Below are 24828 nucleotides of genomic sequence, written 5' to 3'. Positions count from 1 at the left end.
CACTGTACCATAATTAATTTAATCCATATGGTACAGAAACAAACATCATTTACAGTTGCAGAAGTTCAGCTAGTTTACAAATCTAAGTGTGATATAACGCTAAGACCCAAGATCAGTAAATCATCCGAATGCTATTCATTACTACTCAGCAACTGGAATCAGGACACAATTGAACTTTGTGAAGAGTTTAAAATTTTATTGTTAAACAGAGCAAATAAGGTGCTTGCAATATCAACCATCTCCCAAGGCGGAACAGCAGGCACTGTGGTTGATCCAAAATTATTGTTTACTACTGCATTAAAGCTAAAAGCATCTTCGCTTATATTGGCTCATAATCATCCTAGTGGAGAATTAAAACCAAGTGAACAGGATATTATTATGACCAGGAAATTAATTGAAGGTGGAAAAGTATTGGATGTGATAGTACTAGACCACCTTATCATCAGTCCCAACGGTTACTACAGCATGGGTGATGAGGGATTAATGTAATCCTTGTACATATTTAGAACCAACATACTGGCCCAATCTGCGCGCATGCATTCTATCACGATTTTAGGCTTTTAGTAAGCGGGGTCGCTCATGAAAGACTACCTTATTTCTTCTAACATTCAGCGATTATAAAAGGTATCGTCTTTCTCAGTTCAGCTCAACTATGCAGACACTCAGACGGGACAGCTTTTATTCTTCAAGCGATTTGTGTAATAACATACCCAAAGTCGTACCTGTGTACTTCTCCTTTGGCCCTTTCGAGATGTTCGCAGGCGGTGAGCAATAACAAATCGTAAAAGAAAGCATATTTCTTATATTGCATCGTAATGCTCGTAAGATGATGAATTTAGAATCCCCATGGGAGTTTGATATTAAGAAGAATAATGGAGGTGTTGAGGTAGTATTCTCGGATTTGATGGAATTTGCACAAGCTGCTCCAGTAGTTGGGAATTTAATGATAAATGGTCAAGTTATGACTGGACGATATGGGGGACCCGTGCTAATTGAAAACGGGTATTTGTATGCTCCTATATGCGTTAAAAGGTTTTGCGGAACAGTTTTTAAAATCGTCAAAATAAATTGCACAACATATGAGTCTGAATATATCGGTCGGCTGAGACATTTAATATGGTTAGATAGAATTGAAGACGGTAAAATTCATTTTTTTGATCATATAAACAAATCTATTCTTAACAGCTACGATGTAACCAATTGAATGAGAATTTATATGAAGCAGTGATAGAAGCAACTGACAGTTAAATGCGTGTTTGACAAACGCCTACAATGAACCAAGTGATATTTGATTTATAGAATTGACAAGATCCTGCAGATCTAATTACCAAAGAGACGTGGGTCTCGATACGCAACGTTGGTTTTGGTACTTCGCAGTAGTAACCAGCAACTTCCCTGATTATGTTTTATAAAAGAAATTATCAACTGCCATCACTATAATCCGCAGAGCAAATAAAGTACTTTAATTTCAACAATCTCACAAGGTGGAACCGCAGGCACTGTGGTTGATCCAAAGTTATTGTTTACTACTGCATTAAAACTAAAAGCAACATCGCTTATATTGGCTCATAATCATCCTAGTGGAGAATTAAATCCAAGTGAAGCAGATATAAGAATTACCGATAAATTGGTTGAAGGTGGTAAACTTTTAGATATCCCCATTTTAGACCACCTTTTCATCAGTGCTAATGGCTACTATAGTATGAGTGATGAGGGATTGATATAAACGCTTAAGGCTTAGCTAGGATTATTCATCCTGGCTAAGTCTTCATTGAAATCACTTTTTATTTAATGAATATCAGGGCCTGATGGCAGGGTAAACTAAAAACTTGAGCCTTCTCCAATTATACTATTCACACCAATTTTTCCACCGTGTCGTCGAATGATTTCAGCACAGATGTACAATCCAAGACCTAGACCACTGTCAGGCTTATTAGGTTGTCCCACGATTCGGTAATACCGATCAAATATGCGCGGCTGTTCTGCTGCTGGAATGCCATGCCCCTTATCAACAACGGAAACCGTTACTGCATCATCGTCTTGGTCAACATAAAGCATGATTTCTTCAGAATCAGGGGCATATTTAATCGCATTATTAACGAAGTTGACAACTACTTGCTCAATCTTAAACTGATCACCAAACATTTTGATACGCTTGTTTCCGCTATAAGTGAGTTAGTGTTTCCCCTGTAATGAAACATGATCGCAGCACGAGTCAATAAGATCTCCAATTTCAAACCATCTAGAATTAAGAGAAAGTTGACCTTGTTCGAATTTAGTGGTTCTTAATAGATCATCTATTAGGTGAGTAAGCCGAACAACACTTGCCGTTGCCGTATCAGTGAGGTAAGCTAGTTTATCTGTAACTATAATACCTGGTTTCATTAATTTTCGAATCAGCTGAATGCTTGCTTTCAGGCTAGTAACGGGTGTCTTAAGTTCGTGGCTGGCAACACTTATAAATTCTTCCTTCTGTGTAAGTAAAATATGCTGTTGAGTGATGTCTTCTACCGTGGTATATCCTAATGTTTTACCATGATCTTTAAATAAAATTGAATTGACCTGACACCAGACGATAGAACCATCTTTCTTTTTTAAACACGTTTCCAATGTGAAAGAAGGCATATTAGTCTTCCATAATTTCTTTTGAAGTAACAACCAGTGCTCATGAAATTCTTCAGGAGCATAGTCTAAAATACGGGTGCCAATTATGTCTTCTTTGTTATCATACCCTAACAACTCTACCATAGCAGCATTTAATTGCAAGATTTTTAAATCAGAAGAAATGACTTTATTGCCAAGATTAGAGGACTCGAATATGGTGCGAAACCGAACTTGACTTTCCTGATAATCCGCTTGTTCCTCATGGGATATACGAACAGAACTTCGATCTAGTTGTAACTCTTGTACTTCTTTATATAGATGATCGTTTTCCTTTTGTAATGCCTCGATCTTCTTATTTAGTGATTCAATGTCATCCATACGTACCAAAACTATCCAAAGCCAAACCTATTGATTAAGAAAATGAATTCGTTTATTAAAGATCAAGTTAAAGCCTTCTGTTAATAATAAATGTAATACAGTCAAACGGACTTATTGTTTCCACCTCATTATTGCATGCTACACGCATAAGAATCCAAATGTATAGAATGAGTTGCTAACGCAGGTCTCCTGTTACTATAGCCTCTTTTATATCGTTCAAGAGTGCGTCTGAATCCCATGGCTTATAAATGCATTTATAAATATATCCGTTGGTAATAGCATCTCGCACGAGGTTTGCATCAGCTTGACCAGTAAGCAAAATCCTTATCGGCTTTGGATAGTCAGGAATGATAGATTTCAGGAAGTCTATGCCTTTAATACCCGGCATTTGGTGATCACAAATAATAACATCAATATTAATCTCTGCTAAAACCTTTAGACCTTCAATTGCTGACTCGGCTGTGAATACACGAAATTGCCTTCTAAACGTAGCCATAAATGCATTAAGATTGAATGCCTCGTCGTCGATATATAAAACGTTTCCCAGATTCATCCCCATACTGTAATAATTATAGTATTACCTTACTAATTCCATTATACCGTGACTTAACGGATAAGATGACAATATAATACACAAAAGTAATCGAATTCACGCTATTTCATAATAATTCTCATAATTTCACATAACAAATATGCCTTGATGTTAGATCCAGCTACATGCATAATTAGATGAACGATATTCATATGGGTCAACTTCTTGAAAAAGTAATTAGGAAGAAGGGAATCAATATAAGTGAACTTGCTGCTGCATTAAATATTACTCGTCGCACCTTATATAATTGGTTTAAGCAAGAAGTAATTGACGAGATCACGATGCAAAGGATATCAAGCGCCATATCTTATGATATTTATTCCCTTGATAAAACGATCCCTAGAATTACAAAAAGCCATATTAAAGAGCATCCATTACAAGAGGAAAGAAATGAGGAATACTGGAAAAATAAGTATCTAGACCTGTTAGAACGTTATGCAAAACTATTAGAAACCAATACTTAGTTGCAAATCGAACTCAAGCTGCTCTTAATGGTAAACTATGACATTCTTTTTCGAAAACAAAGCTAAATAAGCTGACACCAGTTGAAAGCATAACCAACCCGAATAATACAACTATATAGAATACTTTTTCTTTCATATGATTGCGCCATTAGGTTATATTAGCTACACGGCATCACCTACCATGAAGAGATTTGGTGGTACGTTAACCGAACCTAAAATTAAACAAATATGCTTTACACCATACTCTACATAAGTAACGCAGAAAGAGCTTTCAATAATACAGAGTTACAAGAATTAGTATCTGAATCCAGAACCTGGAACAGTCTTCATGGTATAACCGGGTTTCTAGCATATGTTGAAGGCGTACTTGATGGCGAAACGAGATGCCAATTTATTCAGGTGATAGAAGGCAAAAAAAGCGATATGGAAGACGTCTTTACTATTATTGAACAGGATCCCCGGCACCAAGATATTTGCGTGATCAAGGAAGGTTATATAAACAAAAGGAAATTTGAATCTTGGAATATGGGATTTGAGCGTCTACATCTAATTAGCAATCCAAAGTTAGAGCTTTTCTTTTCTATGAATCTATCAGTATTGTCTGAAGATGGGGATCTTGATAACAACGTCCTAATCGATTTTATGAAAACGTTTTATGATCAAAAGGAACAGTCAAGGCGGGATCTACAAGGCCTAGATGATGTGAAACATCATAGCCTTTGAGCTTAATACTTCAGCTTTGGTAATACTATGATTTACTAATAGTTTTCCTTTATTCAAAACTATTATGGGTGACGCATTTAAGACAGAGAAAGAATCAACGCTCGGCTTCCTGGAGGAGATGTAACTTATAACTCCTTCAGGGGCTGTAATGCTTGCTGATCTTTTTATGATCAAAAAGAATCACTAGAATGTGAACGTGTCACCTACCAGCTGCTGGATTGATACATAATATCAACAAATTGTCGTAACAAATTGAATACGAGAACCCTAAACTAAATAAAAGAGCATTTTAAAGCTTTTATTGCGAGAAATACGTACTATCTTGTGGTACAATACGTATTAGTTGTATGGGTGAAATTCATATGGGACAATTGCTCGAAAGAGCAGTAAGGAGAACTGGACTAAATATAACTGACCTTGCCATTGGATTAGGTGTTAATCGCAGAACAATCTATAGTTGGTTTACGATGGAAGTTATTGATGAGTCAATAATGCACAGAATATCGGATATTATCAAACATGACTTTTCATCAGGTAAGCGAACAGCAATTGTTGTCCAGTTGAAAAACGAAGAATCTTCACCATCAGGAGATGATGCATATTGGAAGGATAAATACATCAAATTCCTAGAACGATACTCTGAATTAATTAAAGATAAATAGGAAACAACGGGTTAATTCAGATGGATTATTCATAAGCATCAAATTCTGGTTCTTTCATTTAAGGCAGCATAGTTACTTCGAGAGCGTTTATTTAACGGGAGCTGACATCTATGATCATTACCGTTCCTTATACTGGTTCATCGCTAAGTAAGAATGTTGATTTGTAACATCTTCTTTTACTATCACTAAAGTTTCAACTATGGTATTGAATGATCCTTTGAATGCATTCGTTGTTAGCTTTTACACAGTTAGCATAATATTTTATAACATAAACTGAGCTAAAATTATCTTCCACGACATCTTTCAAGGCATCATTAAGCTGTATCGCAGAGGATATACAGTCTGCTTGCAATTCTTGCAATGAGTATTGTTCTATTGAGTAAAGATCTTTCATATGTTTAATATTTAGGTAAAATCTAATATACATTAAACATCATTATATTCTATCCAGTTGTATTTAATTTAGAAAATTTAAATTAATATCAAGTAAATGTGGTTATGATAGTTGAATCTGTAAAGGTCCATTATGGATGTTATGTAAGATTATAATTACGTTGCCTGCATTTGCGTTATATACCTGTATCTTAAGATTAATACTTACTGGGTAAGTCAAATTATGAATAACATGCCACTTCTAAAAAGGGTTCTAACTTATGTATCCCAAAATAAAAAAATCAAGCTAGACAAAACTATAATGAGAAGTCAAGCTGGTTTTACGCGTTTAGCAAGGGAAGGACTTATTGAAATTAACGAAATAGATAATGAACATTTTGCTACTTTGACAGACAAAGGATTACAAGCACTGAATGATTAAAGGTATCGTTCGAGGTCATGAAGCTCAATTGCCAAACCGATTCGGTGCTATATACGTGTGGATGTGATTAAATTACTGTTTTATTCCTCATGGTTTTCAGTTGCTTTAACTAGACATTAACCAATTGTCGTAAAGCCTCACATTAGACTGATCCAGCTACAAGGAATAACATGACAACATTCAGTAAATTAACGGATGAAGCAAATGAACTTATAACTGACATACATATAGCGTTAAACGTATGCCATTGATGCTAGACCATCTGTGGTACGATTGGATATCTTCGAACATATTACCCATTTTAACAAAAGAACTGATGAATCCTTGTGATTATACCGGTATGGCAGCATGGACCATTAGCAAAGATATTGGGAATCCTAAGATAAATAGTGATGTGTCTTCAATAACAGATGAGATAGCATACTGAGATTATAGCCAGACGCATTGAGCAATATTAAATCATATTATTATGGATATAATATTATATCTATAACCAAGAATTACCGGTTAGTTTGTATTACATTTTCTATCGCTTTACTAAGCCGATTAAGGTTATCTTGAGACATTTCGAGAAGAATTTTCTGTTGAGCAAATAGATCATCTGGTATAAGATCCCGGCTCAAGAGTTGAAGGCAACCTTTCAAGGCGGTCAAAGGCGTCCGCAACTCATGAGATATCCCTGAGCCGTAAATTGACTCGTTTCTTTCTCCGGTAATTTGATTTTGGACACCAATGTAATGAGTTACAGTTCCATCTGCATCCCTGATGGGAGCAAGATAAAGATCATTAATGAACGATGAACCATCCTTCTTATGATTAATAATCCGTTCATTACAGTAACCCCCGTTGGCCAAAGCTATCTTTATTCTTGTCCTTGAGTGTAATTTTAGCTGTGTACCTTGTAAAAACCTACAGTTCTTTCCAATGACTTCTTCTCTTGAATAGCCTGTCATTATCAAGAAAGCATCATTACAATATATTATTGGCTGATCCTCCGCAATGTGATCAGTTATTACAATGCCGCTTTTGTTCGCGCTTAATACCGTTGTCAGCAGCCAAGCCTGTTCTCCCAAGAGTCTATTTATCAATTCGATCTCTTCATCCATATAAACTAGTTGAATCTTTGGTGCTATAAATAATCATACTTAAGGGAAATAAACCCGACTTCCAATTTTAACTTGCTATAGGGCTTATTGTTTGATTTTTTTAAATTCAAACGGTACCTGCTTACCTATTATTGAGTTCTTGAAGTATCTTGCATGAAATGATATACGCAATGCTTTATAAATAGCTTCACCTTGATTTAGTCCTCTATTAGAGAAGGCAGTCATAATCTGTCTATAAAAGAATTGATTAATCCATGGGATGATACCATAAGGCAGCACACCATCAGTAATGATATAAGTAACAAAAAGGTAAACAGTGATGTTCCATTAATTATAGAGGAAATTCCATGGATGTAACTACAAAGACTTCAGAACTAGCAATACTGATTGCAAATCAATTTGAGCAAACTCGCTTAAAAGCGGAAGAAATTGATCCAGAGCTAGGCAGGCATAAGTTTATTATTGAACCTACAGATTCAAACGTTATAAGTATTCAAGTTCCAGAAGTAATACAGGTTGATCATTATACAGATCGTATATTTAGTATCGTGGACTCAATAATGGTTGAAGCGAAATATGAAGTAACTGAACCGATTAAAATCAAGATCTATGGGCCTGATCGTATGCAGCTTGATGAGCTTACATTTTATCCAACTTTTAAACAGAATGTTACTATTATAGAAAACGAAATGGAAACAGAGGAACCTTTTGAAGTCGTAATCAAAGATCAGGCATATTTAGTAACACCGCTGGAAGACTGTACATTCGATATTAGTATTGGGACAAACAGAATAGGTAATATTAGACATCATGTTGAACATGAAGATGGACCTCTATGGGTAAGTGATGATCTTATAAGCGAGAAAGATGTTGAAGCAATTGGCTATGCAATTGAAATGGAAGAGCGCTGATATGGATTCACTCAGAGTTAATTATCTAAGGTGTACTCAATTCTTATAAAGAAAATCCCTACCTAAATTAATAGATAGAGACTAGTGAAACTTTCATTTGAATAAACCTTGTATATACAACGTATAGAGATGACAATTGTTTGAACACTAAAAACCCTTACCTTTTACAGTAAGGGCTTCTAACTATCTAAGCTAAACTAATTTATGAATCGGTAACCAGCCGATAACCTAATATAGAGTATAGTATTCGATCTTTCGTTTAAATAAGTATTCCGTATGGTTGTATTTTGCAACATAAAGAGCCCCTACCAAATTAATGATAGAGACTCTCAATGATTTATTTAACTCATCCAAGTTCAAACAACTGTAACCAAATAAATTTAAACAACAGTACTTAAGTGTTGAAGTACAAGACTCTACAATTGAATTGGTATAGTGTTAGTATCTGTTTAAATAGATTTCAAGATAATGAGATAATACATCTTCTTTCAATATCAATATAGAATGCTAAAAATATTAGCATAAATTTGTGGTATGGGAACAATTGTTAAACTAAACAAGCCAGTAGAAGACGAACAGATAAAATCAACTTTAAACAGTAGTTTCCATCATTGGACTGTGAATAATGATAAAATATCTTGTATGGTGAAGGATGTTGACAGGCTTATCACTTATCAAGGGAACGGTAAAGTGGATATTGATTTATCCCGATTACCTGATAGTTTTGTTAATAAATACTTTGTTGATAAGCCGAAGCTCTTTGCTGATGAATTTATAAGGAAACTAGAACCATCTGTTTTCAACTCTTTGAGTTCATTATCCATTCCAGATTACGAAATTGAATATACATTCAGGTATGTTGGAATTCATACTAGCAGAACGGTAAAATATTATATGCTTACCAGAATGCTTTAGCACTGAAGCCAACTACGAACTGGGTAATATAGCCACTTCATAAAGTTGATTAAGAAAGCTTTAAATAGTTGCACATATCTATCTTCAAAATATAAAATAATACCAGCAAGTCATTTATGTAAATGCTTCTCAAATAGCAACATCTATTATCACATATAGCCTCACCTCTGAGAAAATGAGCGTACAAAACGTACTACAACCGTATTCACACTGACTTTTATATGCGTTGTTTTACATTATATTCGCCCCCCATCAGCAAATAATTTGATTTAAGATGCACAAAATAATATATTTAGACATTGACTTAGGCTATAAAGCTACTAACGCGATAAATCAATATCAGTTAATCGATAAACAAATCGAGATCACGAAACGTGGCTACTATATTGTATGTGTCTTAAATTTAGATAAGGGAACGATAACTCAAAAATGCGATTCATTCTCAGCTCATGTTGATTTTATCGAAAAATGCTATCCTAATATTGCAAAAAATCAATTATTTAATACGCCATTAACAGAGCTTATTGCTGTTTAATTACTGTTTTTATTAATTCTATCGTTGCCATTGTGCATTGATCCTGAGGTAATCACTTGCCGCCACCTAGCCTCGATCTATGCAATCTTTGTTAACAGCTTTTGGATAGAGATGATTTCACTTAAAATTGTATATTTCTAAATTAGCATGAGCGATATTCATAACAGTGCTAAGCGGATGCCTTTGATGTTAGATGAGCAACTTATAAATGACTGGATTTTTCCAGATTTATCACCAGTTTCTATAAAAGAGCTAATGAATCCCTGTGATGATACGGATATGGCTTCATATACAGTAAGTAAAGATTTGAGTAATAAGAGAGTAAATAGTGATGTTGCTTCAATAATTAACAAGGTAAATTATGGAAAGTAAGTCTTATAAAGTAATTAAGTATATGGTTCTTCAGATAACAAAGCTGCAATAGATTGTCGATATTAGAATGATGAAAGCACACCAATTTGTAATAATATTAATGTTTTGTGTATTTATAAATTACAGCTCAGGATTTAGTCAAACTAAAAAGGAGACAATTTACTATTTAGCAGATACAGCCGGTGTTCGGCCAGGTAATCAGATACTTGTTATTGGGCAAGAACTAAAGAATATTTATAGTTTTGCCTGTAAATGCATTCCAACAATTAATGCCTATTTGAACTTTACTTATGGAGATAAACCGAAATTTCTTCCCAGTCTTCCAAACCATCGATATTTGGCTTGGAATGAGCTTCAAAATATTGCCTATGAGTCTGGAACAAAGTTTAATGAAAAGTACATCTTTTATATTGTCGAAAAATTACCAAATGGCTACCAAGAAGCGTTAGTTGAATTTAAAGTGTTTAGATTATCTGGTACCACTCATTAAGTATCTTTATGAAACTAAGCTCAGTTACATATGTAAGCTTCCCTAAAAGCTGACCATTTAAAAGTAGAATTCTCGACCAAGCGTAGCGCGGGCGATAAAAAGAATTTTTAACTTTAAATGTGTAATATGAAAAAGTCAAGATTTACGGAGACTCAGATTGTCAAAGCAATCAAGGAACATGAAAATGGTAGGAATGTTAATGAGCTATGCCGTGATTTAGGTGTAAGCACTGCATCCTTCTACAAGTGGCGTCAGCGTTATGGTGGTCTGGAAGTTAACGAACTGAAAAGGATAAAGGAGCTGGAAGATGAAAACGCCCGGCTTAAAAAAATGTATGCAAATCTGAGTCTGGTACATGAAACTTTTAAAGAAGCTGTAGAAAAAAAGCGTTAACGTCTGATGAAAAACGCGGGCTGGTGGAAGAAATGGTCAAGAAAATCAGCCATCGTCAGGCGTGTTTATGTGTAAACGTTCCTCGAAGTAGTTGTTTCTATATTCATAAGCAGAAAGATGATGATGAGATTATTGATGAGCTGAAAGTGCTCGTTGAAAAGCATGCTGTTATTGGGTTTTGGAAATGTTACCACAGATTGAGACGCAAAGGCTTTCTTTGGAATCATAAACGGGTATACAGGGTTTATACTGCTATGAAATTGAATATAAGACGGCGAGCAAGAAAACGACTTCCCGCCAGAGTAAAACAAATTCTGTCTACTCCTGAAGCCATCAACCAGGTATGGTCAATCGATTTTATGAGCGACAGCTTATGGGACGGAAGGAAATTTCGAGTACTGAACATAGTAGATGATTATAACAGGGAAATCTTGTGCATCGAGCCTGATCTGTCGTTACCAGCTCATAGGGTTGTAAGAGCATTGGAAGCGTTAGAGCAGTATAGAGGTCTACCAAGCATGATTAGAGTCGACAACGGTCCAGAATTCATTTCAGATAAGCTAGGGGATTGGTGTAATGAGAAAAAGATTACCTTGATATTTATTCAACCCGGTAAACCAACTCAAAATGCATATGTGGAACGATTTAACGGGAGTATGCGTAGGGAATTATTGAATGCTTACATATTCAGAACACTGGACGAAGTAAGAGAAAAAGCTGAAGAATGGATGTATGATTACAATAATCATAGGCCACACAAAGCACTAGGCTTTAAAACGCCAGCTGATTTGTTGCTAGATATTAGCAGCTAAATTCTACTTTTGAATGGTCTGATTTTACGGGAAGCTTACACATAGACCTGTATATACAACTAATAATATCGTTAGTAGAAGGTATCGTGGATCTATCATTTATTAAAGTTTAATATATAATGCTAGCATCCTTGCTTACTTGTGTTTTAAGTAAAGGAAAGACAACAATCATATCGAAGATTAGTTACATATCTGGATTTAAAAAATATTGCTCTAAGAGTCAAAAAATCGCTCTCATAAAAACTCCATACATTGCTGCGTGGAGTTATAATAGTCTTCCAACTAGGATTTTCAATTGAAAATGTCTATTAAACTGTAATCATATGCTCTAATTAAATAACATAGTTAAAATTACAAGTCTCTGCAATAACAGGGGTTTATTAAGTAATCCGAGGGTTAATAGTGATGTGCCTGCAAATATAAACCAAGTTGATTATGGAGTTATTTGAAACATAGAATCGAAAGAAAGTCCCACCCGCACTGGTGGCTTATCACCTACGGCTGATGCTGTATTTACGGTAAGAATTTAACCTCGCCTTACTGGTTAAGTTTAAAATTCACATTATTCTACCATTTTCTTAGACAGCAAAATCGGATTAGTTTTTCAGATAAATTGAATATTCTTCTTGAATCATGCCTTCTGATACAAATTTATCCAATTTGGCCCCGTATTCTCGTATTGAAAAATTTATAGCTTCGCTTTGGTTAGAAAAAGTAGTTAAAACCCCTGCAGGTTCATCTGGATCAAGCGTCCCGAATTCGTAGATATCAATAAAGTCAATATTGCCTTCATCAAAAGACTCAATATAGGCAACTGTATATTCTTGATTCTTTTCCATTTCAATCCTTATCCACCTTAATAAAGTATAATCTTTGTACTTTTTATAACCAAGCCACTGCTCGACCGTTTTACCCAAGCTTAAGTTCGTCTTCAATTGATCTATTTGTAAATGTATCATATACAGCAAATTAATGAATATTACTTTAAAAGCACTTCTTTAAAAATGGATTAGACTTTTTTATTATGTCTATCACTATTTCCTCCATATTTGGTGAACGGCAAGGATGTTTCTATGGAATCCACCCATCACTGATAATAGGAGAAAGACAAAGTTCAGGAGATAAATTGCCTATTATTGTATGAGTTAGCGCCTTCAAACGTAGATGACAGCAAAAATAATAATGACAATAATGGACCATTTTACAGAGAACCAAAATACGGCCATCTTTACAACCAAATATATTATTGACCTAGGTTCCCCAGTATTATATGTTTATCATTTTGATGACGGATGTTGGCAATTCAGTGGAAAAGAAACTAATCTCCAGGATGAGGATTATAAGATCATATCTCTTGGTGAAATACTGGCATTGGACGACACACTTAAAGTACTGAGAGATTTGCCTACAGGATATATGGCCAAAAGAGAAACCGGTGGAGATGAATGGGAAATTAAATCTACGTCTTAAAATTTGAAGAGACTACTTTAATTGCGCATACCTATTTGCATACCTGAAATCCTAAAATATCCTAGAAAAGCACCGATTAATGATAATTTAGTAACCACTTAGGCTGTACTTCCTATATGCTGCACTGTCTGACAAATGCAGCAACTTTCGCATTTTTATTATAAGCTGAAAAGTTTCTGTCACGACGTTCGCCCGCTTTGCAGGGTGCTGATGCTGTTGTGTTTAGTGTTTTATTTCAGCTTATTTATTTGCCTTACAAAATTTGAATATTTAAGGTCGTCTCTTTTAATTCCGTCAATGTTTGTCCAATTACATTCGGATCTAGTTTGAAGTATTAGCTCACTGTCTTTACCGTCATAGATCAAACGCTTATCTTGTTTTTCTATAAACCAAGAACCAAATGCTTTATCCTTGTATTCTCTGTTCTCAATGTCTGTATCGTCTAATATTTGATTAGAAAGGTCGTATAGAAACAAATTCCAATTTTTCGAGACTTGCTTTTCGATGTCAAATGCATCACTAACTGCTCTTTCAATAGTTTCGTCAGTTGCATTGTCAATCACTTCTGCTTTACGTCCAAAAGCGTCGTTTAGTGTCACCTTGAAAACGCCATTTGAAATTTCGTTAATATTTATTGTCCAACCAGGAATTGATTTCTCGTTCATTCTTTAATCAAATATATTTAATTATGATACAGTACTCTTCTATATACATAGCTCATCGATTAAGATAGTTGTTTTTTTAGGGTAAGAATGATCTGGAAAGTTATGCTCACAGTGCTTTCATCTTTAAATAACTTCTATTATCGTTATTCCCTCGTTTTTCGATCACGCTGACAAACATAGGTTAATAGTCGATAGTATTTGCTACACTTTTGTTAATAAAACAGAAGGCAATACCTTAAATTATCAAGAACCCATTTCATTAATCAAATAGCAATTTTAGTTTCTGATAATGAGTTATTGATAGATATTTCTTAGTCTTTATACTAATGCCTAAGAAAGGATTTAATCGAGAGGTATCTAATGTACGATATCGTTTAGAAGAAATAATCCTCAATTTATAGATTTATCTAGTTATGTTTTTAACCTAAATAATTGGATAGTGTTTTTTGTAAAAGAAGGGATTGAGTTACATGAACATCGAGAAATAAAAAAGACACTACAACAAAAGGGTCTATACCTTAAAATCTACTGTCCTTCCTCTTCCAAATTTTGATGAATTTCGAACAGAATATATTTTGTTAAAAGTGAGTGAATAGATTTTAAAATAGGACAGTAAAAAGAAAGGGTTTAATACCTAAAATTCACTGTCCTAAATCATTTTATATCACATCATAATTCTGGCAATACATCCCTAAGACGTTCATCATTGATTTCACCAAGTCCACGAAGATAATTGAGAGTTACTATCATATTTGAATGTTGAAGGAGCTGCTGGAGAATTTGCAAGTCCTTGGTCTTTCGATACACATTTACTACAGCTGTATGCCGGAAAGAGTAAATAGTTTGCTTAGGAGAAAGGATTCCTTCCTGGATCATCTTAAGTTTAGCTTTCCCCCACATTACATTGAAATATCCTACGTTATATGGTGTTCTAGTAAAGGTGAAAATGTTGGCTTCCGTATCATCGAGGTTGGTAAGTCTTGCTCTTAATTCCTCTTGTATATAATTTGGAATGTAAGCTGTTCGTATTCTTTTGCTTTTATTTTCACTCCCAGACAATTGAATTTGTCCATAATCCTGAACGATGTGTTTCATCTTTAGTAAACGTATTTCATGATGCGGACGTAAAAAGCAGCCATAAGTCAACAGACAGCATAAGTGAAGATTTGGATAATGAATCTTTAAATAGCCTAGTACCTGTTTAAGTTGCTCTTGAGAGTATGGTTCATGTAAGCTAGCTTTTGCTCGAGCACTTTTTGTTTCCTTTACCACATTCTTTACTAAAAAACCTTTTCTTACCATCTCATTAAAGAAGGTATGCAATAGTCTTCTTCTATTGATATAGTTTCTCTCACTGGACTGAAACGTGTTTAGAAAGCTTTCTACAGTTTCAAGGGTCACCATATCACATCTGTCATTCAGCATCCTTGAAGGAACAAAATCTATAAACATTCTACAAACGGCTTTTAGATTTCGCTTGTATAAGTCACAAAGATTAGAATTGAGCTTTTCATCTCGAACTATGGTTAGAGCATTTTTTAGAGAAATCTCACTGGGAGGAACTTCAACAACATTAGGATCCCAGCCAGATTCTAAAGCCTTTGTTACTTCAAATTGAAGTTTGCTCAATAGTCGCTTTTTGTCTGCTAGACGATCACAATGATTAGGATAAATCTCAAGATTTAGCTTATTGCCATTGTATTCTCTAAATCGTTTACCATTGTAATAATAAAGGATGTAAGCTCTTTCCGACTTGTCTTGCGGAATAAAGATTTTAGGTTGTTTGAACATGATTTTGACTCATCTATAGACTCAACTTCACGTTAATACAGGCTAAGTGCTTGATCATGAGACGAGAATCGAACTCATATCTAAAGTTTAGGAAACTTCTATTCTATCCGTTGAACTACGGGACCAATATTCAATCGCCAATAAAGCGATCCCTCAACTGGCAGGCGCAAATATAATAATAAAACGCCCTGTTACCAACAAATCATTCCCTTAACAAACTTCAATAGTGGCCATACCTAACCGCTACTGCTTAAGTTGAAATAATATCAAGTCCAATACAAGTCCAATACAAAAGCAATGCAAGTCCAATCTGGACTGTTAGAAATTGGACTTAATACTGATTTGTATCATTTTTATATCAGACTCTATGATAGCGCAATATAAGCCGTACCCTTACTTTACTGTAACCAACTATAAATCATGGCAATAATCAAGAACGGATTCACACGAGGAACAATCGGCCACACTTCCTATAGCGAAAGAAATGGCGTGCAAATCGTTAAAGGGCTTTCAGAGAAGCCGAAATACAACAAAACCACTGGAACAATAAATAGCTCCACGGTTTTTGGAAAAGCCAGTACGCTAGCCAACTATTTTAGAATCTCTATGTATGATGTATATAACGGACTTCATGATGGCGGCATGTCTGTCCGCCTCACAGGGCTCGTAAATCAATGTTTTAGGCCCGCCTTAGACGAAACAAATTTGAATTTCAACTTCAAACCAAACACCTTTGAAAGATTGATCGGGTTCAACTTTAACATCATATCGCCTTTCGAAAAATATATGTTTAGCCAGCCGCTAGTAGAGTATACATCCGATAACCGGGTTCATATCAGCATCGCTGAGATGAATTTACCAAGGGATTTTATATTCCCTTCAATGATTAGTAAATGCAAAATAGTTCTAACCTGTGGATTGTTTGACTTAGAAAACGGATTCTACACCGACCAACAATCCCAACTGTTTGATATTGGAAAGAATAATCCTACAACAATTATCCCAGAGAAATCTGCCGCTTTCCACACTCAGCCTGGCTGCCTATGCATGATGGGAATCTCATTACAATATTACAAGACCACATTTGCAGGTGATATAATAACAAATAATAAGCAATTTAACCCAAGCGCCATTTTAAGCGCCCAGATAACGGATGGAATGGTAGATAGATCTGTGACCAAAAAGTGGAATAAAATGGACTTTAAAGTTGGGCGACAACTTACGTTGCCGCCGCCTGCTCCCGCTCAATTGCTATTGGGATCACCTAATTATACTGCCATTTGAGTGGCTGTCAATAGGAGCCACAAAAGCCAGCTTACCATTGGCATCCTCAGACATCAGGATCATACCCTGCGAAACAATTCCTTTGATCTCTCTTGGGGCAAGGTTCACGACTAGGCTAACTTGCTGTCCAATAATATTTTCAGGCGCATAATGTTCTGCGATTCCAGAAACCACAGTCCGCTGGTCAATACCTGTGTCAAGAGTCAGCTTGAGTAATTTCTTTGTTTTCTCTACTTTCTCCGCAGCAATAATAGTCGCTACACGAATGTCAATCGCCGAAAACTGTTCAAACTGGATATCTTCTTTCGCAGATTCTACCGCAGCGGGTACAATATTGTCGGCCTTGCTTTGATTTAGCTTATCTATTTGAGCTTGTACCGCTTCGTCTTCTATCTTTTCAAATAAGAGTACGGGTTCGTTTAATTGATGACCACGATTTAGCAAGTTGATACTACCAGCATTTTCCCAGAGGTGTCCGCCATAGTTCAGCATCTTCATTAGCTTATCCGCCGTAAAGGGCAGAAAAGGTTCAATCAGAATCTCAATATTCGCCACAATCTGCAACGAAATGTTCAGAATCGTACGCACACGGTCTTCATCAGTCTTTATAACTTTCCACGGCTCTGTTTCTGCCAGGTACTTATTCCCTAATCGGGCAACATTCATCACTTCTGATAGGGCTTCTCTAAATCTATAGCTTTCAATGGAAGCACTGATCTTTGCCGGAAAAGCTGCTAGATCATCGATGACCTGCTGATCCTCGGGCTTAATCTCCATCAGCATCGGGACTTTTCCAGCGAAATATTTATGGGTTAAAACCGTCACTCTGTTGACGAAATTCCCTAAAATAGCGACCAATTCGTTATTATTTCTTGCCTGAAAATCTTTCCAGGTGAAATCATTGTCTTTCGTTTCAGGAGCAGTAGCGGTAAGCACATACCTTAATACATCCTGTTTATCCTTAAATTCTACAAGGTATTCGTTAAGCCAAACCGCCCAATTTTTTGAAGTAGATATCTTTTGTCCCTCTAAATTTAAGAACTCATTTGCAGGTACATTCTCTGCAAGCGTATACTCGCCATGTGCCATCAACATCGCAGGGAAAATAATGCAATGGAAAACGATATTGTCTTTCCCTATAAAGTGAACCAGTTTAGTATTTTCGCTTTTCCAATAGTCCTCCCAGTTTCCCTTCTCAACTTCATTCTGATTGATATAATACTCTTCAGCCTTCGGGTTCCAAACATCTAGTCTGGCGTACTCGAAAAGTTCTTTAGTAGCAGAAATGTATCCTATCGGAGCATCGAACCAAACGTACAATACTTTGCCTTCTGCACCCTTGACAGGAACTTTAACTCCCCAGTCCAGATCTCTGGTCATCGCTCTTGGCTGTAAGCCTGCGTTTAACCAACTTTGACATTGCCCATAAACGTTTGGCTTCCAATCTTTGTGGCCGTCTATATAAGCCCTTAAACGGTCTTCATACTTGTCTAGTGGAAGGAACCAGTTCTTAGTTTCTCTTCTAACTGGTTTCTCTCCAGAAAGGGTAGATTTTGGATTGATGAGGTCGGTCGCATTCAGTGTACTACCACAGTTTTCACACTGGTCGCCGTAAGCGTTTTCATTGCCACATTTCGGACAAGTTCCGGTGATGTATCTATCTGCTAAAAAGGTCTGTGCCTTTTCATCGTAATATTGTTCAGTTACTTCCTCAGTGAAGACGCCTTTTTTATATAAAGTTTCAAAGAATTCTGAGGCCGTATGGTGGTGCATTAAGGATGAAGTACGGTGATAAATGTCGAATGATACGCCGAATTCTTTAAAAGAATCTCCAATGATCTTATGGTATTTATCGACAATAACCTGCGGAGTAACCCCCTCTTTCTTAGCCTTTAAAGTGATGGGAACGCCATTCTCGTCAGAGCCACAAATGAATTTCACATCGCGTTTATTCGACCTTAAATACCGTACATAAGTATCTGCAGGAAGGTATACGCCAGCCAAGTGACCGATGTGAACCGGACCATTCGTATACGGCAAAGCAGCTGTAACGGTATATCGTTTTATTTTACTGTTATCCAAAACTATTTTTATTATTTTGGCAAAGATAAGTGTTTTACTAATGATTAAACAGCCAGCGTATTTAAAAAGGGGTGACAAAGTCGCGATTGTCTGTCCGGCAAAGAAACTTCCGAAGAGCATAAATGCCGCCATTGCGATCCTTGAAAATTGGGGCCTTGAAGTGGTTGTTGGCCAAACTGTAACCGCCAGCTACCACCAATTTGCAGGTGATGATGCCTTACGGACAGCAGATTTGCAACAGTATCTTGACGATCCAGAAATTAAGGCAGTGATCGCCGGAAGGGGTGGTTACGGTACCCTAAGAATCATTGATGAGCTGGATTTTACGACATTCGTAGAACATCCAAAGTGGATTGTAGGCTTCAGTGATATTACTGTTTTATTGTCGCACGTATACGCGAAATACCAGGTGCAATGCATCCACGGACAAATGCCTTACACATTTGAAGATTCTACCCCAGAAGCTATGTCTTCATTAAAAACGGCTTTGTTTGGTGGCGAGATGGTCTACGAATCTAGTACCACGAACACTTTAATAAACCGTATTGGTGAAGCAGAAGGTATACTCATAGGTGGTAACCTGACCCTTTTGGTGATGTTGCAGGGTTCAGAATCGGAGATTGACTATACAGATAAAATCTTATTTATAGAAGATGTAGGCGAACATGAATATTCTATAGACCGCTTGATGCGGATGCTTAAGCGTGCCGGGAAATTGAGTAAATTGAAAGGCTTAATCATTGGTGCTTTTAACGGCTTTGAGATTGAAGACATCCCATTCGGAGATTCTCCTGAAAAGGTAATCTGGGAATTGGTGAAGGAATATGATTACCCGGTATGTTTCAACTTTCCAGTAGGGCACATTGACGATAACAGGGCAATGGTGGTAGGAAAGAAGGGCATTTTGAACGTAGGCCTTGAACAAACTGAATTAAGAGTACTTTAAATTAAACGTCTTATAAAAAGAAAGGGAGGCATCTTGTCGATGTCTCCCTTTTTGGTTTGTTGGTTTTATTGTCTTGTATCCCAAAACACTCTTGAGCCAAGGGAAGTCTTTTGGGCACCCCCAGGAAGATTTGGATTTGAATCAATTTCTGACTGAGGATAGTACAGTGATCTTGGGGTAAATGCAATCACCGCATTGGCAGGTAGAGTAAGAGCTGGGTATCCTGTTCTCCTCCAATCTGTCCAAGGTTCCACATTTACGCCATAATTAGCAATGTACTTTTGATCTATGATTTGTTTCAACTGTTGAGCTGGTGTTCCTGTAAGAGTTCCATTAGCAAGTAGATATGTGGCTTGATCAGTGGTAGAAACTCCCGCTGCAGTCATGGACGCAGTAATTCCGGCAGTGAAAAAAGTTTGAGCAACTCCAGTTACATTAAATCGTAAAGCCGCTTCTGCCCTAATAAAATTGTATTCTGCAAAAGTAAGCATACGTACAGGAGCATCACCAGTATATGTCGTACCAGCCAGGCTACCTCTTAAATACGTATGTAATTTAGAATACAATGTCGAGTTATTGGCAGCACCAACTACCGCACCTCTATAGATAGGAGCAGTGGTGAACGGAGAGAAATACGAGGCTCTCCTTGGATCGGCTGCTGTATTCATCATGCTAACAATTTGATTACCGGCAACAAGGTAGCCCGCTCTACTAGTCTCAAACTGATCAATTGGATTTCTTCCCCCAGCGATATTTAAGAAGTTCATTTGAAAGTTATCTGCATTGGCAGCCATAAATGTGGCACCAGAAGCAATCAGTGCGTTCATTTGGGAAGTTACTAACGCAGGCTCTTTCTCAGAATAATGTAGGTAGATTCTTAATTTAAGGGTGTTTGCAAATTTAACCCAATTTGTTTTGGTGGTAGCAAAAGCTCCTGGATAAATCGTTGAGTTCGTTGTCGGCACCTGTTTCGAAGTGGTCGCGTTTACACCCGCGATTCCTTCATCAATTAATGTGATCAGATTTTTATATATCTGTTCATCATCGTCGTATTTAGGAGCCACATTTAACGTTAACTTCTGAGCCTCAGCGTATGGCAAATCTCCATAAGTATCAATCATAATTTGATACATATACGCTTTCAATAGCTTAGCAACACCGGAATAGTTAGGACTACCTTCCTCTTCAGCAATTTTAATGATGTTCTCAATATCGTTTAGAATATTTGCAAAGGCTGCACTAAACAAGTTATTTGAATCATTACCTGTGATTAAATACTTGTCGTACTCTTGCGTTTGATTCAGGGTACCATTACTTTGTCCCGAATACTGTTGCATTAAAAGCAGCGAAAATCTGTTCAAATCACTACCCGAAAAATAAGCAACATTAGCCGTTACTGATGTTAATATTGTGGGCATTGGCGCTTGCAGAATTGCATCCGGATCTGCATTTACATCATAGAATTTCTCGCATGAGCTGGAAGTAAGCACCAGCGCAGCTATCACCGTCGTATATATATATTTAAGCTTTTTCATAATAGTAGTTATAAAGTTAATCTAAGGTTCACCCCAAATGTTCTTGTATTCGGCAGGGAGTTAAATTCAAGACCCTGAGCGTTGGAGATGCCTAAGGCATTTTGTTCAGGATCAAAATGAGGATAATTCGGTGCATGTAAATATAAGTTCCTTCCAAATACACCTACCTCAACAGTTCCAAATGGAGACCGACTTAACAATGCTTTTGGCAATGTATAGGATAGTGAAGCTTCTCTAATTCTAAACCAGCTGGTATCATAAATATAACCTTCAGCTGCTACATACTTACCTGTGTTTCCATAGTATAATTGTGAAGAGATCATTGTTGTACTAGGCTGTCCATTTGCGAGAACACCCGTAAACATTTGATTATTCTGCAACACATTACTAGCATCGTACCTAGGCAATTCTGCAGTTTCCGAGGCTACCCCATTACGTTGTACATCAGCAATATTCCTGGAATACTGATCACCACCGTATCTCTTATCAAGCAATACAGATAAGTTGATTCCTTTATAAGTCATGTTACTTTGAATTCCCGCCGTCCAATTTGGATTTGGATTACCGATTTTCTTGACATCTGCTGTTGCCTGAGGCAAGCCTGCAGCAGTTAAAATAAGCTGCCCGTCTGCATTTCTTAAGTAGGCATTGCCATATATCGACCCATACTCTTCTCCAGCTACAAGTCTTACGTTTGGCGTAGTGAAACCACCTAATGTTATAACTGAAACGCCAGGGGCCAATTCATCTACAATCGATTTGTACTTGGTGAAATTTACACTCAGGTCCCATGAAAAGTCTTTAGCTTTAATAGGCGTACCACCAACCAATAACTCGACCCCTTTAGTAGATAATTTACCAGCATTACGGAAAACAGATCCGATACCCGATGTTACGGAAACCGGAACCGATAAAATAACATTTCTCGTTTTTTTGGAGTAGTACGAACCATCAATAGTTAATCTGTTATTGAAAAACCCAAATTCACCACCAAATTCAATTTCTCTAGTGAACTCTGGCGTAATATCTGGTTGACCAGCGCCATTATTAAGTGTAAATGCTGTTAACCCATTATAAGGGAAGATAATTCCTGTTGTAAATCCATCACTCGCACCACTTTTAGAGTAATAGGTATCTGTTGAATAAGCTGGAGCACCTTTACCAACTTCACCGATGTTAGCTCTCAGTTTGATTAAATTGATATAATCGCTTTTTATGGAAGGGAAGGCTTCTGTCAACTGGAAACTTAGGGCAGCTGCAGGATAGAAGATTGATCTATTTGCTTTGGTTAATGTCGAAGAATAATCGTTTCTCGCTTTTAGATCCAAAGTCAGGTAATTTTTATAATCAACTATAAAGTCTGCAAAATAGCCTGTCAATCTTGTCAATGTGCTTCCTTTAGAAGGGAAAAATGTGGTGGCATTCTGTAGGTTATTGTAACCAGGAACACTTAACTGATACCCTGTTGTGGATGAATTATAGCTATAATTTTGCACCAACTCATTACCAACAGCTAGTGAAAAGTTAAAGTCTCCATAGGTTTTGTTTGCGTTTACGGTTGCATAAGTATTTAAGTTCCGGACGCCGTTTTCTGCATCCAGGATACCGCCGACAAGTCTACCGGTTGAGCCTGTAAACCCGCCTCCTCTATTTCCAATTTCATCGAAACTTTTGCTACGTCTGTTATAGAAGTCAGTTCCTACTTTAACGTCGGCGTGGATCCAACTTGTAAAGTCATAACGAACGTTAAAGTTTCCATAAACCCTGTTTACATCGTCATTATACTTATTATACTTCATAGACCAGTAAGGGTGATCTTCTGCACCATACCACAATTGGTTTCCATTTGCGTCTTCAAAAGGGGTATTGCTTAAGTCATAGCTTCTTGGCGTAAAATATGCCCGGAATAAAGGATTTGATAATTGGTTACCTTGTGCAGTACGCTTTGAATTGTTATTAGTGTAGGTGAACGAAGTTCCAACAGTAAGTTTGCTATTTACCTTTGTTGATCCGTTGAAGGAAAGGTTATTCCTGGACAATTTGTTATTATCTAAGACATAGGTTTCAGCAAGATTACCATAAGAGATCCTAAAATTAGAATTGTCTCCTCCTCCAGAAAAACTAATATTGTTCTGGAGCGTCATTGCAGTTTTAAATATGTCCGACACATTATCTGGATAAGCGGTTAACACTTCAGGCTGACCAAAGAAATTGGTTACCGTTTGTCCTGCGATCCTTGGGCCCCAAGAGGTCGTACCACCGGTACCACCACCATTGGCCAAACCACCAGCAGTGGATGTTATGCTACCTGGATTGTAAATTCCATTATTTCCTTGTGCATACTCATTTTGATATTCAGGCAGTCTATTAACTGTCCCTGTATTGTAGCTGCTTGTAAATGAAATCGCATTCTTTGCGCCTCTTGAACCCTTCTTTGTCGTGATAAGGATTACGCCGGAAGCAGCGCGTGAACCATAAAGTACGGTTGCTGCAGCACCTTTTAGTACAGAGATGGTTTCAACGTCTTCAGGGTTTATGTCTGATGCACGATTTGAAGAAGATGCTCCTGTTTGTAAAGATTGACCACCGCCACCATTATCGATTGGGATCCCATCGATTACATAGAGTGGTTGATTGCTACCTGTAAACGTGGTAAAGCCCCGAATGATTACACTTGATCCGGTAAACGCACCACCAGCACCACTGACGCGGACACCGGCAACCTTGGCACCCAGTGCGTTGGTAATGTTAGAAGTTTTCGCCGTTGTCAGTTCAGCAGCAGAAATTTGTCCGGTACCGTAACCTAGCGACTGTTTGCTACGTTCCACACCGAAGGAAGTTACTACAACTTCTGTAAGGGCTTTCGAATCAGCAACCAGCGCAACGCTGATCGTGTTAGATCCTGTAACTGTTTTACTCTGCATTAGATACCCAATGAAAGAGAACTCGATAGTGGCACCATTTGGCACAACACTTAAGGCATATTTACCATTTGCGCTTGTAGTAGTTCCCGCTTGGGAGCCTTTAATTCTTACGGTTACCCCTGGAAGTGGCTTTCCGTCTTCACTGTCAGTGACTGTTCCAGTAATTGTTCGATTTTGAGCTATTGCAGATCCAGCAAATAGCATACAAATGAACAAAACTTGTAAAAGTTTTCTCATAAAGTCAAAATTTAGATTAGTAATTAGTAGTTCTTGGTTGTTTAGTACCCAATAATAACAATTATTTTACTGATTATTTAATATTTATAGGAAAAGAGAACTTTTTCAGTGCAATAATTAATG

The 24828-nt window shown here is 36.9% G+C and carries 27 protein-coding genes and 1 tRNA gene; 17 read left to right on the top strand and 11 right to left on the bottom strand.

Annotation, left to right across the window (positions count from 1 at the left end; all coding sequences use genetic code 11):
* Positions 1–27: 27 nt before the first annotated feature.
* The 3 genes from WKF66_RS02155 (at position 28) to WKF66_RS02145 (ending at position 1726) form a co-directional block, all read left to right on the top strand.
* A complete protein-coding gene (locus WKF66_RS02155) occupies positions 28–489 on the top strand; it encodes a JAB domain-containing protein (protein ID WP_489672757.1) in 462 nt (153 codons plus the stop codon).
* A gap of 337 nt (positions 490–826) precedes the next feature.
* The gene (locus WKF66_RS02150) at positions 827–1204 is read left to right on the top strand and encodes a hypothetical protein (RefSeq protein ID WP_489672756.1); all 378 of its coding nucleotides are present in this window, start codon (positions 827–829) and stop codon (positions 1202–1204) included.
* Positions 1205–1465: 261 nt separating this feature from the next.
* Positions 1466–1726 carry a JAB domain-containing protein gene (locus WKF66_RS02145; protein ID WP_489673328.1) on the top strand — a complete coding sequence of 87 codons (261 nt, stop codon included), beginning with the start codon at positions 1466–1468 and terminating at the stop codon, positions 1724–1726.
* Positions 1727–1821: 95 nt separating this feature from the next.
* Here WKF66_RS02145 and WKF66_RS02140 read toward each other — a convergent pair whose 3' ends face one another.
* From WKF66_RS02140 to WKF66_RS02130, 3 genes are all read right to left on the bottom strand, one after another.
* The gene (locus WKF66_RS02140; RefSeq protein ID WP_489672755.1) at positions 1822–2145 is read right to left on the bottom strand and encodes a sensor histidine kinase; all 324 of its coding nucleotides are present in this window, start codon (positions 2143–2145) and stop codon (positions 1822–1824) included.
* Positions 2146–2175: 30 nt separating this feature from the next.
* Positions 2176–2982: a PAS domain S-box protein gene (locus WKF66_RS02135; protein ID WP_489672754.1), complete on the bottom strand. Its 807-nt coding sequence runs from the start codon at positions 2980–2982 to the stop codon at positions 2176–2178.
* Between the two features lie 175 nt (positions 2983–3157).
* Positions 3158–3541: a response regulator gene (locus WKF66_RS02130; protein ID WP_489672753.1), complete on the bottom strand. Its 384-nt coding sequence runs from the start codon at positions 3539–3541 to the stop codon at positions 3158–3160.
* 170 nt (positions 3542–3711) lie between these two features.
* Here WKF66_RS02130 and WKF66_RS02125 point away from each other — a divergent pair, with 170 nt between their 5' ends.
* From WKF66_RS02125 to WKF66_RS02105, 5 genes are all read left to right on the top strand, one after another.
* Positions 3712–4038 (top strand): helix-turn-helix domain-containing protein, encoded by a 327-nt coding sequence (locus tag WKF66_RS02125; RefSeq protein ID WP_489672752.1) that lies wholly within the window; start codon positions 3712–3714, stop codon positions 4036–4038.
* 228 nt (positions 4039–4266) lie between these two features.
* The gene (locus WKF66_RS02120; RefSeq protein WP_489672751.1) at positions 4267–4761 is read left to right on the top strand and encodes a BLUF domain-containing protein; all 495 of its coding nucleotides are present in this window, start codon (positions 4267–4269) and stop codon (positions 4759–4761) included.
* A 347-nt stretch (positions 4762–5108) separates the two neighbouring features.
* A complete protein-coding gene (locus tag WKF66_RS02115) occupies positions 5109–5423 on the top strand; it encodes a hypothetical protein (RefSeq protein WP_489672750.1) in 315 nt (104 codons plus the stop codon).
* 616 nt (positions 5424–6039) lie between these two features.
* Positions 6040–6237 carry a hypothetical protein gene (locus WKF66_RS02110; RefSeq protein WP_489672749.1) on the top strand — a complete coding sequence of 66 codons (198 nt, stop codon included), beginning with the start codon at positions 6040–6042 and terminating at the stop codon, positions 6235–6237.
* Positions 6238–6487: 250 nt separating this feature from the next.
* Positions 6488–6664 (top strand): hypothetical protein, encoded by a 177-nt coding sequence (locus WKF66_RS02105; protein ID WP_489672748.1) that lies wholly within the window; start codon positions 6488–6490, stop codon positions 6662–6664.
* Between the two features lie 73 nt (positions 6665–6737).
* Here WKF66_RS02105 and WKF66_RS02100 read toward each other — a convergent pair whose 3' ends face one another.
* The gene (locus tag WKF66_RS02100; protein WP_489672747.1) at positions 6738–7343 is read right to left on the bottom strand and encodes a PAS domain-containing protein; all 606 of its coding nucleotides are present in this window, start codon (positions 7341–7343) and stop codon (positions 6738–6740) included.
* Between the two features lie 347 nt (positions 7344–7690).
* Here WKF66_RS02100 and WKF66_RS02095 point away from each other — a divergent pair, with 347 nt between their 5' ends.
* The 6 genes from WKF66_RS02095 (at position 7691) to WKF66_RS02070 (ending at position 11771) form a co-directional block, all read left to right on the top strand.
* Entirely contained in the window at positions 7691–8254 is a 564-nt protein-coding gene (locus WKF66_RS02095) for a hypothetical protein (RefSeq protein WP_489672746.1), read from the top strand.
* Between the two features lie 534 nt (positions 8255–8788).
* Complete coding sequence (locus WKF66_RS02090) at positions 8789–9169, top strand: hypothetical protein (protein WP_489672745.1); 381 nt, start codon at positions 8789–8791, stop codon at positions 9167–9169.
* 274 nt (positions 9170–9443) lie between these two features.
* Positions 9444–9704: a hypothetical protein gene (locus WKF66_RS02085; protein ID WP_489672744.1), complete on the top strand. Its 261-nt coding sequence runs from the start codon at positions 9444–9446 to the stop codon at positions 9702–9704.
* 147 nt (positions 9705–9851) lie between these two features.
* Positions 9852–10076: an SOS response-associated peptidase family protein gene (locus tag WKF66_RS02080; protein WP_489672743.1), complete on the top strand. Its 225-nt coding sequence runs from the start codon at positions 9852–9854 to the stop codon at positions 10074–10076.
* Positions 10077–10143: 67 nt separating this feature from the next.
* Entirely contained in the window at positions 10144–10566 is a 423-nt protein-coding gene (locus tag WKF66_RS02075) for a hypothetical protein (RefSeq protein WP_489672742.1), read from the top strand.
* Between the two features lie 126 nt (positions 10567–10692).
* A protein-coding gene (locus WKF66_RS02070) for an IS3 family transposase (protein ID WP_489672741.1) occupies positions 10693–11771 on the top strand; the annotation gives its coding sequence in 2 pieces (ribosomal slippage) (positions 10693–10954 and positions 10954–11771; 1080 coding nt in all).
* A gap of 596 nt (positions 11772–12367) precedes the next feature.
* Here the strand turns inward: WKF66_RS02070 and WKF66_RS02065 are convergent.
* Positions 12368–12730 carry a hypothetical protein gene (locus WKF66_RS02065; protein ID WP_489672740.1) on the bottom strand — a complete coding sequence of 121 codons (363 nt, stop codon included), beginning with the start codon at positions 12728–12730 and terminating at the stop codon, positions 12368–12370.
* Between the two features lie 232 nt (positions 12731–12962).
* On the opposite strand from WKF66_RS02065, the gene WKF66_RS02060 reads away from it, so the two are divergent.
* Positions 12963–13241 (top strand): hypothetical protein, encoded by a 279-nt coding sequence (locus WKF66_RS02060; protein WP_489672739.1) that lies wholly within the window; start codon positions 12963–12965, stop codon positions 13239–13241.
* A 230-nt stretch (positions 13242–13471) separates the two neighbouring features.
* Here the strand turns inward: WKF66_RS02060 and WKF66_RS02055 are convergent, their stop codons facing one another.
* The 3 genes from WKF66_RS02055 to WKF66_RS02045 all read right to left on the bottom strand — a co-directional run bounded on the left by WKF66_RS02055 (position 13472) and on the right by WKF66_RS02045 (position 15822).
* Positions 13472–13906, bottom strand: coding sequence for a hypothetical protein (locus WKF66_RS02055; RefSeq protein WP_489672738.1), 435 nt, complete (start codon positions 13904–13906; stop codon positions 13472–13474).
* Between the two features lie 669 nt (positions 13907–14575).
* Positions 14576–15697, bottom strand: a complete 1122-nt coding sequence (locus WKF66_RS02050; protein WP_489672737.1) for a tyrosine-type recombinase/integrase — start codon at positions 15695–15697, stop codon at positions 14576–14578.
* 51 nt (positions 15698–15748) lie between these two features.
* Positions 15749–15822 (bottom strand) — tRNA-Arg (locus WKF66_RS02045).
* Between the two features lie 295 nt (positions 15823–16117).
* Here WKF66_RS02045 and WKF66_RS02040 point away from each other — a divergent pair.
* On the top strand, positions 16118–16981 hold the full coding sequence (locus tag WKF66_RS02040; RefSeq protein WP_489672736.1) for a hypothetical protein: 864 nt from the start codon (positions 16118–16120) through the stop codon (positions 16979–16981).
* Here the strand turns inward: WKF66_RS02040 and metG are convergent.
* On the bottom strand, positions 16958–19063 hold the full coding sequence (metG, locus tag WKF66_RS02035) for a methionine--tRNA ligase (protein ID WP_489672735.1): 2106 nt from the start codon (positions 19061–19063) through the stop codon (positions 16958–16960). The two genes, WKF66_RS02040 and metG, sit on opposite strands and share 24 nt — an antisense overlap.
* A 40-nt stretch (positions 19064–19103) precedes the next feature.
* On the opposite strand from metG, the gene WKF66_RS02030 reads away from it, so the two are divergent.
* Entirely contained in the window at positions 19104–20009 is a 906-nt protein-coding gene (locus WKF66_RS02030; RefSeq protein ID WP_489672734.1) for a S66 peptidase family protein, read from the top strand.
* Positions 20010–20074: 65 nt separating this feature from the next.
* Here the strand turns inward: WKF66_RS02030 and WKF66_RS02025 are convergent, their stop codons facing one another.
* Positions 20075–21544 (bottom strand): SusD/RagB family nutrient-binding outer membrane lipoprotein, encoded by a 1470-nt coding sequence (locus WKF66_RS02025; RefSeq protein WP_489672733.1) that lies wholly within the window; start codon positions 21542–21544, stop codon positions 20075–20077.
* A gap of 8 nt (positions 21545–21552) precedes the next feature.
* Complete coding sequence (locus WKF66_RS02020; protein WP_489672732.1) at positions 21553–24705, bottom strand: SusC/RagA family TonB-linked outer membrane protein; 3153 nt, start codon at positions 24703–24705, stop codon at positions 21553–21555.
* Positions 24706–24828: the final 123 nt, after the last annotated feature.

The sequence above is a fragment of the Pedobacter sp. genome (genome assembly GCF_037719805.1).
GTDB lineage: Bacteria > Bacteroidota > Bacteroidia > Sphingobacteriales > Sphingobacteriaceae > Pedobacter.
The sequence above is the reverse complement of the archived record's forward strand: the minus strand, read 5'-3'. Positions and strand labels throughout refer to the sequence as shown.